We start from the raw sequence: 12,730 nt of genomic DNA, 5'->3' as shown, positions 1-12,730 counted from the left end.
TTCAAAAAACAATGCCAAAATCAAGAAAACGAACATTCAAGACTAAACGAGGCGTTTTAAAACGAATCTATCGCAGGGATCTCATTTGGAATGACAATCGCAAAAAGGATTTTGAAAATCAACAAAGTTTTTGAAAGAGTCTATAAAAGTTATTAATTTGATTTTCACTAAATTTATTCTTGAGGTTATTTAAATCTTTAAGTAAATTATGGTACTGGTTTAAATCGCATTCATTCAAATGATTTATTCTACTATTAATTATCTTCTCATAAATTCCCTCATTTGCTTCATTGTTGCTTCTTAAAATATTCTGTAAGCTTTGAGTAAAATTGTGGATGTGAGGATTAGATATGATGACTTCTGTTAAGTTATTTATTTGAGTTTTGCTGAGTTTATTCCTGTTCATTTCTAGGAAACTGGAAATATCTGTGGCATATCTACAATATTCTAAATCGCTGATGTGTGCATTGATGTTATCCTGAATTAATTTAAGATCTTTTTTATAGGTTTTATCTGCAAGGTTTTTATTGAATACTAGGAAAACTTTCTTATAAGATTTAATTTGATGCTCTAAATCCTCAAGAGTTTCTGATTTATATTCGATTTCTAACATTGGATTGTAGTATCTCCAGTTGTATTTTTCATCGTCATCAATTTCATCTATGAAAAGAATACCTGTTGTTTCACCGAAATTACATTTGCTTAACCATTCGTCCTGAATATTTTGAGGAATATTTTCCTTTTGGAAAATATATTCAAGGTTATGACCCTTTTTAAAATAAGTCACAATAATACTTGAAATTTGACCTTTTAGGAGTTTAATTTCATATTCATATTTTGGAATCTTGCCTCCGGAAATTTCATTTTCAAGTTTTTTAATCTGGTTCTCTGCTTGGTGTACTGATGCAAAATCACTTTTCAGTCCATATTTTATTTTTCTTTCTTTAAGTTCCTTGATTTCTTTTTTAATTTTTAATTTTCTTTTAAGTTTTTGTCGAGGTTCATCTTCAATTTGCTTTTCCAAATCTTCGATTTCGAGATATAATTCATTAATTGTTGACATTACTGCACTTCCTTTGGAATATTCAACTAATATTGATTATAGATTAATAATTCATGATGTGGTTAAACTAGATACTATGATTTAAGATAATGCTAGAAATAACTCACCTAACAAGTCGATGAACTTAATTCATATGGTCTAATGTAGTTATTGCAAAACATCTTAAATAAGTATATAATGAATATTAATCTAGTTATTATAATATATTCATATAAGTTATATATAGTTTAAACTACTAATAAGTTGTGTATAATTTTTGTTGTTTTGAAATTTTTAATTCCATTTAAAAATAGTTTAGTGTTAGGGTAAAATCTTTTTGAGTCTTAAAAAAGGATGTTCCTATTTGAATTAATATTTTTAGAATTAAATAAAAAATTAGGATGGATTTTTCATCAAAGTAGAATTTTAAAAATAATTTGAGAGAATCATATAAAATTTTACAGACTCTAAAAAATAGGAAAATAGAAATAATATTATTTTATTAATAGTTTAGGTGATGGTTTTTCATATTAAATATCTATGCAGAACCCTAGTATTTCATTGCTTAGTATTCCCTTACAATGAACAGTCTAATGGGTAGAGTCTTAAATCCTGAGCTTAATAATTAGCAGTATTTTTATTGCAGTTAAATGATCGCTTTTAGCGGACCACAATTTAGCTCTTTCGATAATCTCATCATCAGATAATTCTCCACGTCCAATATCTTTGTTTACATGATTATTGCAATAATTCAAATATGTAATGTCCGGAACACATATATCATTTCCTAAACCTAGGATTACCTACTTCCCAGCTGCCCATTTTAATCACTTACTATTAAAATTATAATATTTATTCAGTTATATTCAGCAGAATCATCAAGATTTTAGGCAGAGGACTCTTCATCAATTTAATCCATCAATAATTTATTGGAAAGATACTAATATGTTCATATCACATTAAAAACCCATTGAATATCATGTTCAATGAATTTAATACGTCTGAATGTCATTGATGGATTATTCATTAATATCATAATTAGATGATTCAGATATTTCATTGAATATTGCTAAGAATCTTAATTGGGAATTTCTTAAGGAAACTATTAGTATATTAGTGATGGGTCTGTTTTAGTTGATATTGATAGGAATAATTGTAATGGGAGTGTTCGTAAGGAGGCTAGCAATAAATTACGAAGTAATATGAATAATTGTATTTCTAAATAAAAACATTATTAGATATTTTTTATGATTTCTTTTTTAATGGGACTTATTTTTTTTGTTAAACACATTTATTCATTTTTTTAGGTAAACTATGTTATTTTGAAAACAATAATTCATCGATAACACCCATATCCAAGTTTTCTTCAACAATTTCAGCTAGTTTATTTAGGGAATAATCTTTTTGAGTTTCATATGGATCTTCACCATATTTGGTTTCAAGGCCTTTTTTTGTTCTTATGTAGTTTAAAAATTCCCTTCTGAAATTGTAATTATGGAATATTCCGTGGAAATATGTTGCAAATACATTGTTGTTACAGGCACCATCAATCATTCCATCATCATTATTTCCTTGTCCTTTTTTAATATTTAACAATGCTTTAGAATTTAATAGAGTGGTAGTGCCTTCATGAATTTCATAACCGGTAACGCTTTCACCAACAATGTCTTTAAAGATTTCTCCGGCAAGGCCATTGAGAGTATCAGGTATTATTGCACTAGATTGGGTTACGATTTTGTCTGATCTTGAAAATTGAGATTCAATATCTAAAAGACCAAGGCCTTTTATGGTTCCGTGTTTTGATTCCTGCTTGTTTTCATCATGTATTATGTTTCCAAGAATTTGCAGTCCTCCACAGATTCCAACAATTGGTATATCTTTTGATTTTTCAATTATCTGATCTGCAAGGCCACTTTCTCGAAGAGCAAACATGTCTTCTGTGGAATTACGAGTTCCTGGAATTAAAATAGCATCAACCTCTCCAATATCATCATTAATACCAATCATTTTAAGAGAAACATCATCTTCATATTCAAATGGATCAATGTCTGTGAAATTAGCTATTTTTGGAAGTCTGATGACTCCAATTGTAATATCCTTGTCTTTTGCAAAATCATGTGTAGTTAAGGATGCTGAATCTTCTTCAGGTAATTTCAAAGTTTCATCATATGGAAGAACGCCCAAAACAGGTGCGCCGGTAATCTCTTCAATTCTATCAAGGCCTGGTTTTAAAATATCCAAATTGCCTCTAAATTTATTGATGACAGTTGCTTTTAATCTTGATCTATCATAGTCATCAAGTAAAACGTAAGTTCCGGCTATTGATGCAAAAACACCACCCATTTCAATATCTGCAATCAAAATAACATTTGCATCTGCAAGATGTGCAATTTCCATATTTGCAATGTCTTCCTTGCGCATATTGATTTCGGCAGGTGATCCTGCTCCTTCAATAATGATGATGTCATATTTTTCTTTTAAAATATCTAAACTTTCTTTTATGGCTTCCAGTGCTTTGTCATGGTATTTGTGCTGGTAGTCATAGAAATTCATATCTCCAATGGATTTTCCATGGATAATTACATTGGATGTGAATTCTTCTTTTGGTTTGAGTAATATTGGGTTCATATGAACACTTGGTTCAGTCATTGCTGCTTCTGCCTGTAACATTTGGGCTATTCCAATTTCACCATTTTCTTTTGTAGTGTATGAGTTTAAAGACATGTTTTGAGATTTAAAAGGAGCTACTTTATATCCTCTATTTTTATATATTCTACATAAAGCAGCTACAAGCATACTTTTCCCGGCATTTGAAGAGGTTCCCTGAACCATGATACAATTTGTCATGTCTATAATATATTTAGTTAATGTTATAAATAATTTTAAAATGAGTTTTTTTTAACCGTATTTGAAGCATGGATTTTATATGTCATTATTTGGGGTTTTCAATATTATTGAACAAATGACTGTGTACATACGCAAAGGAGGACCCAACTCAATGAGATCTGTTGTCCCCCAAGAAATTTTAAAATTATTAGAATTAGAACAAGGTGACTCATTACACTGGAAAGTAATTATTGAAGATAAAATAACTGTTGAAGTTAATAAAGCCAGATCTTCATAATTACCTCTTTTTTTCTCAAATAATACGTTAAAAATAAAGATAGCTATCGCTAACAATGTCAAATACAACCTACTTCCTGTAGGACTATTTATTTCAGCATAGGATAAATTTAAATAGTTTTTATTATAGAAATTACATATGGTTACTATGGTCTCACTGTCCTGTGAACTATTTTTTGTAACCTGGTTGGGTGAGATGTTGGCGCATCTACGATCCCAATCTATTACTACAAAAACATTACTTTTTCTTTTTTATTTCTCTTAAGTAAATATTTATTGTTTTTATTATTTCTTGTTCATAATTATAAATTTCATTAATATTATTAATATTGTATGATTTCCATTTTTTACGGCCTTTTCCAGCTTTCTCAAATCCATCAAATAAACTTATTCTTAACCTATGAATGTTATTAAAATACAGTCTAGCTATCGGATAATATTTATTATCATCTAATAATACATTACAGTAACTTTTGAAGTCACGTAAATATATCCTTTCAGGATTTATTATTTTAGCTGCAATGGATTTAACTATATAATACCCTTCATACTCTTCATTTGTAGTTATAATACCATCATCATTTTCAATTAATACTGGTACATAATCATCATTGTTTTGTTCAAGCGCATTATGTTTTCAATATTATTGAACAAATGACTGTGTACATACAACCATGCTTTCAAAACGATTAACAATATATAATTATTGAAAATTAATATTGTAATGATATTTATATTAGTTATAAATATATAATTTTATCTATTTCATGTTTAAATTTTAGTTTTAAGCTATTATAAATAAAATATTGATAATATAATGAATTAATAATTAAATAACTATTTTAAATATTTTTGATATGAATGATTATTTAATTCTATAAATTGGGATCTATGATTGTTGCATATTTTTTGAGGATTAAAATAACTTTTATTTACTAAAATAGAAATCTTTTTATATATTGTTGATTTAAATAATATTTAAATACTATATTTAACTTAACTTTTTAATGATAGACTAAATAAAGGAGGTTTGTGTTATGAAATTTGAAGAACAAGAAATAGTAGATAACACTTCAAAAGAAGTAGTGATTGAAGAGTCAAATGATAATAATGAGACTAAACCCATGTTAAATTATGATAATATTAAAAGTTCACAAGATATTGAAGTTCCACCTTTATTAATTGATCAAGTTATAGGACATGAAGAGTCCATTGAGACAATTAAAAAAGCAGCAAAACAAAGGAGGAATGTTTTACTTATTGGAGATCCTGGTGTAGGTAAATCTATGCTGGCTAAAGGAATGGCTCAAATATTGCCTCATGAGACTCTAAAAGACGTGCTTGTATACCCGAACATGGAAGATAATAATCACCCATTAATAAGGACAGTACCAGCGGGTGAGGGTAAAAAAATTGTAAAAGCCACTAAGGGCTCTGCTAAAAACCACGAAGAAAAGAAAACAATAATTACAATGTTTGCAATCGGAGGTATTTTAGTAATTGGATTCATGTATGGAAGATTACTTGAATCTATTATTGCAGCTGCTTTAATTTTACTTATTTCAATTCAAATCAAACCAAAAAACAATGTTATGTCTCCAAAATTATTGGTTAATAACCAAGATGCAAGATTTGCACCATTCATGGATGCAACTGGAGCTCATGCTGGTGCTCTTTTAGGAGATGTACGTCACGACCCATATCAATCTGGTGGATTAGGAACTCCTGCACATGAACGTGTAGAAGCAGGTATGATTCACAAAGCTAATCGTGGAGTTTTATACATTGACGAAATTGGTACAATGTCCATGAAAACTCAACAAGAGTTATTATCTGCAATGCAGGAAAAACAATATTCAATCACAGGTCAAAGTGAAAACTCAAGTGGTGCAATGGTAAGATCACAAGCAGTACCATGTGACTTTGTGCTTGTAGCATCTGGTAACCTTCAAGTTTTAGAAGGAATGCACATTGCAATGAGATCCAGAATCAGAGGATATGGTTATGAAGTATTCATGAAAGATTATATGGATGATACCACTGAAAATAGGGAAAAATTAGTTCAATTCGTAGCTCAAGAAGTTAAAAATGATGGAAGAATCCCTCACTTTTCAACTGATGCATTAGATGAGATAATCATGGAAGCAAAAAGAAGATCTGGAAAACAAAATGCATTAACCTTAAAATTAAGAGACCTTGGAGGACTTGTAAGGTCTGCAGGGGATGTAGCTATTGAACATGGTGCTGATCTTGTAACTGCTGAGCATGTATTTGAAGCTAAAAAATATGCAAGAACATTAGAACAGCAAATAGCTGATAGATCCATTTTACAAAGAAAAGACTATAGTATGGTTTCTGCTAAAGGTGGAAGAGTTGGCCTCATCAATGGTCTTGCAGTAATTGGAGATAGAAGTGGAATTGTATCACCAATTGCAGCAGAAGCAGCTCCAACTCAATCTAAAACTGGTGGTCAAATAATTGCTACTGGTAAATTAGGAGAAATTGCTAGTGAATCTGTTCAAAACGTAAGTGCATTAATTAAAAAATACACAAACAAAGATATTTCAGATTATGATATTCATGTTCAATTCATCCAGACTTATGATGGTGTTGAAGGAGATTCAGCTAGTGTAAGTATTGCAACAGCTGTTATTTCAGCTATTGAAGAAATTCCAATAGATCAAACTGTTGCTTTAACTGGTTCTCTCAATGTACGTGGTGATGTAATGCCTATTGGTGGAGCAACTGCTAAAATTGAAGCTGCTGCAGAGGCAGGAATGAAAAAAGTTTTAATTCCTAAATCTAACTTAAATGATGTTATGATTGAGAAAAAATATGAAGATATGATTGAAATCATTCCAACTGAAACTTTAAGTGATGTTTTAGAAAACATTTTGATTAGTGGATCTTCTAAAGATAAATTAATTGCAAAAATGAAAAATTTAAGTTCAAAAGTGGCAGATAAAGTTCCACAAACAACTTTGAATAATCCAACTACAAATTAAGTTGGATTTATTTTCTCTCTTTTTTTTTAAAATTTTTATAATTGTTATTACATTATATTAATCATGTAAATTACATATTATTAAATATAATTAATAACATAACATTTATCATTATGTTCGAAAATTTTAAATTTAATCTCGCGAAGATTATTGGAAAGGGGTTATGTATTATACTTGAGAAAGGGCCTGGTGGCGGAATGAGTTATCCAGGTTATATATTTTCCAGTATTGTCGGACAAGATTCTATAGCTAAGTTAGCTGATGAGTTGGAACTAGGTAATATTTTAGTTAGTGGAACTAATGGTAAAACCACTACAACTTCTCTTTTAACAAAATTGATGTCCAAAGATATTCCTATAAGATATTGTTATGAAAATAATACTATTCATTCAATTGTAACATGTTTATTAAAATATGATGGGGATTTAGGTATTTTTGAATATGGTATTCGTAATATAAAATTTGGAATTCCAGATACTGTTCAAAAATTATTAAATCCAATTGGCATTGTTTATACAACAATTTCTCAAGAGCACACTCAAGTAGCAGGTGTTAAGAATCCTTTTCCTGATTATTTGCATGCTAAAAAATTATTATCCCAAGGCATGAAAGATGGTGTTTTAGTTGCAAATGCTGATGATCCAAGAACTGCATGGATAGGATGTGAAAAGCAAAAGGAAATTCCCGTTAATTTTTATGGGATTGATATTTTAGACATTGAAGATTTCGAACAAAATCAAGTTGTTTGTCCTTATTGTGGTGAAATATTTGATTATTCATATTATTTTTTAAATCATAGGGGAATTTTTTCTTGTAAATGTGGTTTTAAACGCCCAGAACCTAATGTTAAACTTGTTGATGCTAAATTTGGTAGTGAATTTTGGAAATTAACTATTGAGGGGAATGTATACAATTATTTTGCATCAAAAAACATTGAACTAAACTTAGAATTAAAGGTTCCTGTATTTGGTTTTCATAATATTTACAATACATTAGCTTCAATTACTGCTTATGCATCATATACTCCTAAAATTGAAAACATTAAAAAGACGGTTCATGAGGTGTTTGATAACTTGGACATGTCTTTTATTCCGCCTGGAAGATTTGAAGTTGTAAAATTTGGAGACAAACATATTGGACTGGGTCAAGGAGATAATGGTGATGCTCTTAAAATTAATGCATTATTCATGAAAAATTATTTGGATGGCCCACTAGAGTTTATTTACACAACTCCGGATGTTGGTGAAGATGAAATATTTAATGATCATTTTAGAGTCATTAAAAATATGAATCCTGAACATGTTATTGTTCTTCCTGGAAGACATTCAATTGAAAAAGCTAGAGAATATTATAATATAATCAAAAAAGAATTTGAATCAGCTGAGTTTTATTCAATAGGTTATGATGAATTGGATAAAAGGATTGATAAGTTATCTGAGTTAGCTGTGAATTCTAATTATAAGAATATCATGATGTCTGGATGTGGTGAAGAACAGGCTATGTGGGAATTAATTAAAATTAAGTTTATTAATAGATAATTTTACTATCTATTATTTCCTTAATTTTTTTATAAAATTCCCCTTCTACTTTTTTAAATTCTTTAAATGATGCATTAACACTGCAATTGCACACGTCAGTTTTTCCAATTTGATATTCGTTTGATTCTTTTTTTATTAAAATTCCGAATAATTTTTCTTCTCCGTCACTATATTCATCAAATTCTTCCTGTGTAAGCTGTAAACTATAATCTGTTGTAGAGAATATGTCGCATTCATTTAAAATAGGTATGAAAGTAACCATTCCACAAGGTAAGAATATGTTTTCACTTTTATGAATTTTCATAAGTCTTTCCTCGTAGGTGTCGCTGTCTTTGATGTTATAATCATTAATTTCAAAGATATTATTCTTTCCCATATGGTTATCATCATCAATTATGAATGCCAATAAGTTTGGATCTACATAATTATCGCAAGTTGCTCTAATATTCTTGATAGTTTCATAAATATTCATTACATACTACCTCGTATTTTTCACATAAATCAAATATGGTTTCAATTTGACGAATCTGATTAATCCAATTATAGGAATTTCATCAAAACCGTAATAAATACCAGCAAGTCCACCGCAAATGGCAGCTACAGTATCGGTATCCTCACCTAAATTAACAGCTTTTAGCACAGCATCTTTATAATTATCCATATTTTCAAGACAATAAATAACAGCTTCTAATGTGTATACAACATAACCGGTGCTTGAAACTCCTTTTGAATAATCATCATCAAAGATTCTTTTAAAATGAATAAGTTCATATGAATCTTCATAATATTCAATGATTTTAGCGCTAGCATTTTGAACATGTTCTCTAATACTCAAATTAGAGTTATTAAGCATTGATTTAGCTATTTCAATATATAATACACAAGCGATTCTAGCTCTTTTGTGTCTATGGGTTATAGAGGAAACATTTTCAATAGTTTCATAATCAATGTTGTTAATAAAAGCCAAAGGCAATATCCTCATTAAAGAACCATTTCCATTGTTTCCATTACCAGCCATTCCACAAATTGGGTTTAGTCCGGTGTAGTTGTTTAATGCTTCACGTGTTGTAAGTCCTATGTCAAATGTGTTTTCTTGAGAATATTTATCATTCCTTTGCCATTCAATAAACTCCTCGATAATGTCTGTATAATCAATACCTTTTTTGTTTACAATACTTGCCCTTGTAGCTATTGTCAATGAAGTATCATCAGACCATGTTCCTGCTGGTTTTCGATATGTCCCGTAACTTTTCATTCCAGTTACAGGGTACTTTTTGAGGTCTTCACGGCTGTAAAACTCAACAGGCACACCTAATGCAGCACCGACTACTAAACCAATGATTCCATCTTTGACTTTCATATTTATATATTCCAATATTTGTATTTAAAATTTTTATATCATTGAAAGCATAATCTTAACCAATGATTCTTAAAACTACAAACCTTATTTTAAGACCTTGGCAGATTGAAGATGCAGAATATTTATATAATTTAGCTAAAAATCCAAAAATTGGTCCAATTGCTGGCTGGCCACCACATGAAAGTGTTGAAGATAGTTTAAATATTATTAAAACTGTATTTTCAAAAAAAGAAACTTATGCTATTATTCTAGACAATATTCTAATTGGTTGTGTTGGATTATTATTTCATCCTGATTGCAATCATTATTGGGGAGATAACTCTGCAGAGCTAGGTTATTGGATTGGTGAGGAATACTGGGGAAGAGGATATACTGTTGAAGCATCTAAAGTTTTAATTAAAAGAGCATTTGATAATTTAAATGTAAATCAGATTTATGCAACTTATAGGGCTGAAAATACGCAATCAAAGAGAGTTTTAGAAAAGTTAAATTTTAAATATTTTGATAATTTGATAAATGTGGATTATTCAGGAATTGAATTTAGTGAAATAGCCATGGTACTTAAAAAATAATTTATATGATGAGATATTAATCTTAATTGATGACAAGATTATGTAAAAATTGCAATTTCGAAAATCAAGATGATTATGATTTTTGTGCTAAATGTGGTACTCCGTTAGTTGAAGGTCTAAAACCTAGGCAATTTAATGTTTATAGGACACAAGATCTCAAAGTTAATAAAAAAGCATTAATCGCAGCGTATATCGCCACTATATTTTTATCATGGAGTGGTGTTGTTATTGGTTTGATTTCAAAAAATACAGTATTTGCAACATTTACCTTTTTTGGATTTTTCATGCCATTTTTCTTAGTGCAATCAAAACATCCCACACTTAGAAAACATGGTCTAATAATGATGGTCATTTCATTTTTAGGCGTTGCGCTTTCATTTTATATAATGATGCATTAAAAAAATAGAAAAGGGAAATTAGACAAAGTGGATGCTAATATTCCCAGTTAAAAATTGTATAGGAATTTCAAATATGTTCATTCCATTTTGAGCCATTGCAGTTCCAACAGCATCTCCTCTATCCATACTTCCTGAAACCTTATCATTACCTGCATACCCATTATATGCATCATTTGCACGAATATTATCAATGATGTCTCCTCCAAAAATAGCAGCAGCACCATCATTATTTACACTAACTATGATATGTGGAGTAAAATGGTATGTATAACTCATTATGTCACGAGCAGCGCCGTATGGATCATCAGGATAATCTGCATAAACATTATGTAATGTTTGACCTTGTGCGTTAACTGAACTGCCGGGATAAATCCATTCAAAACCAGTAAGACCAATAGTGGCAGCCATATCAATACCGTTTTCTTCAGATGAATCTTCGGCAACTATTAGAACTGGGCTTACAATAGTTGATGCTAAAAATACAACAACTATCAATACCAATGCTATAAGAGCAACACTTAATTTTCTCATGATTAATTTTTATAATATTTTAAATATTAATAATTAACCTTTTTAATTACAAAGAACATAAATTATATTCATATAAAATTTTTGGTGATATTATGATTATAGGTGGTTCAGCTTCACAAGATTTAGCTGCTAGTGTAGCGCATGAACTTGGAGAAGAATTATGTTATGTTGAAACTAAGAAGTTTCCAGATGGAGAAAGATATTTAAGAATCAATGGTCAAGTTAAAGACGAGACAGTAACTGTCATTCAGTCTACTGGATACCCTCAAGATGAAAATCTAATGGAATTATTGTTTATCATATCTAATCTTAAGGATTTAGGTGCTAAAAAAGTAAGAGTTGTAGTTCCATATATGGGGTATGCAAGACAAGAAAAACGTTTTAATCCTGGAGAAACAATTTCTGCTAAGATTGTTTGTAATTTAATTCAAACAGCAGGGGCTGATGAGTTTATAACATTCAATATTCATGAAGCATGTGTATTGGACTTTTTTGATATTCCTGCAAGAAACATTTCTGCAATGCCGGATATTGCAGAATACTTAGATAAAAAATTCTTTAAAAAAGAAGATATCAAACCATTAATCATTGCTCCAGATAAAGGAGCATATGGATTTGCACAGGAAATTTCTGAAATTATTGGTTGTGACTGCACCTACTTAACAAAAGTACGTTTAGGTCCTGATAAAGTTGAAACTAAAATTGTAGATGTCAGATGTGACAGTGAAAGTGAAAATACTGTTAACATTGATTCCGTAAAAGGTATGCATGCAATCATTGTTGATGACATTATCGCTACCGGAGGAACTATTGTTAATGCAATTAATATCTTAAAACAATATGGTGCATCCTCTGTTGATGTATGCTGTGTTCACCCAATTTTAACCAATAATGGTGCAACCAGGATATATGCTGCAGGAGCAGGTAAAATTATTGGAACTAATTCATTATCTTCTGATACTTCTCGTGTATCTATAGCTAGAAGCATAGCTAATGCATTGAGAGAAAGTAACTGAAGAATTTCATAAAGTAATATTTATTATTACTTTCATGTTTTTTTTTAAATAGAAGTTTATATAATATAATTATTATTCGGTGTCAAAAAAACCAATATCTGTATAAGAATTAATTAACACTTGAAAAATAGTGGAAGAATATAGG

General features: G+C 29.7%; 12 protein-coding genes. 6 read left to right on the top strand and 6 right to left on the bottom strand.

Annotation, left to right across the window (positions count from 1 at the left end):
* Nucleotides 1-118 precede the first annotated feature (118 nt).
* The 3 genes from ACR0P1_RS06390 to cobQ form a co-directional block, all read right to left on the bottom strand.
* Nucleotides 119-1,063, bottom strand: coding sequence for a hypothetical protein (locus ACR0P1_RS06390; RefSeq protein ID WP_432645573.1), 945 nt, complete (start codon nt 1,061-1,063; stop codon nt 119-121).
* Nucleotides 1,064-1,647: 584 nt separating this feature from the next.
* The gene (locus ACR0P1_RS06385; RefSeq protein WP_432645572.1) at nt 1,648-1,797 is read right to left on the bottom strand and encodes a hypothetical protein; all 150 of its coding nucleotides are present in this window, start codon (nt 1,795-1,797) and stop codon (nt 1,648-1,650) included.
* A 562-nt stretch (nt 1,798-2,359) separates the two neighbouring features.
* Entirely contained in the window at nt 2,360-3,889 is a 1,530-nt protein-coding gene (gene cobQ, locus ACR0P1_RS06380) for a cobyric acid synthase CobQ (RefSeq protein ID WP_432645571.1), read from the bottom strand.
* A 79-nt stretch (nt 3,890-3,968) separates the two neighbouring features.
* Here cobQ and ACR0P1_RS06375 point away from each other — a divergent pair, with 79 nt between their 5' ends.
* The 3 genes from ACR0P1_RS06375 (at nt 3,969) to ACR0P1_RS06365 (ending at nt 8,708) form a co-directional block, all read left to right on the top strand.
* Complete coding sequence (locus ACR0P1_RS06375; RefSeq protein ID WP_432645570.1) at nt 3,969-4,166, top strand: hypothetical protein; 198 nt, start codon at nt 3,969-3,971, stop codon at nt 4,164-4,166.
* A gap of 1,036 nt (nt 4,167-5,202) precedes the next feature.
* Nucleotides 5,203-7,170, top strand: coding sequence for an ATP-dependent protease LonB (gene lonB / locus ACR0P1_RS06370; protein ID WP_432645569.1), 1,968 nt, complete (start codon nt 5,203-5,205; stop codon nt 7,168-7,170).
* A gap of 113 nt (nt 7,171-7,283) precedes the next feature.
* Entirely contained in the window at nt 7,284-8,708 is a 1,425-nt protein-coding gene (locus ACR0P1_RS06365) for a Mur ligase family protein (RefSeq protein ID WP_432645568.1), read from the top strand.
* Here ACR0P1_RS06365 and ACR0P1_RS06360 read toward each other — a convergent pair.
* Together ACR0P1_RS06360 and ACR0P1_RS06355 are read right to left on the bottom strand one after the other, a co-directional pair.
* Nucleotides 8,698-9,180: a hypothetical protein gene (locus ACR0P1_RS06360; protein ID WP_432645567.1), complete on the bottom strand. Its 483-nt coding sequence runs from the start codon at nt 9,178-9,180 to the stop codon at nt 8,698-8,700. The genes ACR0P1_RS06365 and ACR0P1_RS06360 overlap by 11 nt on opposite strands.
* 6 nt (nt 9,181-9,186) lie before the next feature.
* Complete coding sequence (locus ACR0P1_RS06355) at nt 9,187-10,068, bottom strand: ADP-ribosylglycohydrolase family protein (RefSeq protein WP_432645566.1); 882 nt, start codon at nt 10,066-10,068, stop codon at nt 9,187-9,189.
* Nucleotides 10,069-10,130: 62 nt separating this feature from the next.
* On the opposite strand from ACR0P1_RS06355, the gene ACR0P1_RS06350 reads away from it, so the two are divergent.
* A complete protein-coding gene (locus tag ACR0P1_RS06350; RefSeq protein ID WP_432645565.1) occupies nt 10,131-10,640 on the top strand; it encodes a GNAT family N-acetyltransferase in 510 nt (169 codons plus the stop codon).
* A gap of 29 nt (nt 10,641-10,669) precedes the next feature.
* Complete coding sequence (locus ACR0P1_RS06345) at nt 10,670-11,038, top strand: zinc ribbon domain-containing protein (RefSeq protein WP_432645564.1); 369 nt, start codon at nt 10,670-10,672, stop codon at nt 11,036-11,038.
* Nucleotides 11,039-11,056: 18 nt separating this feature from the next.
* On the opposite strand, the gene ACR0P1_RS06340 is transcribed toward ACR0P1_RS06345, so the two are convergent.
* Entirely contained in the window at nt 11,057-11,569 is a 513-nt protein-coding gene (locus tag ACR0P1_RS06340; RefSeq protein WP_432645563.1) for a hypothetical protein, read from the bottom strand.
* 92 nt (nt 11,570-11,661) lie between these two features.
* Between ACR0P1_RS06340 and ACR0P1_RS06335 the strand changes: the two genes are divergently transcribed.
* On the top strand, nt 11,662-12,585 hold the full coding sequence (locus tag ACR0P1_RS06335; protein ID WP_432645562.1) for a ribose-phosphate diphosphokinase: 924 nt from the start codon (nt 11,662-11,664) through the stop codon (nt 12,583-12,585).
* Nucleotides 12,586-12,730 lie beyond the last annotated feature (145 nt).

The organism is Methanobrevibacter sp. (assembly GCF_050872065.1).
Lineage (GTDB): Archaea > Methanobacteriota > Methanobacteria > Methanobacteriales > Methanobacteriaceae > Methanocatella.
This window is presented reverse-complemented; position numbering and strand designations above follow the sequence as displayed.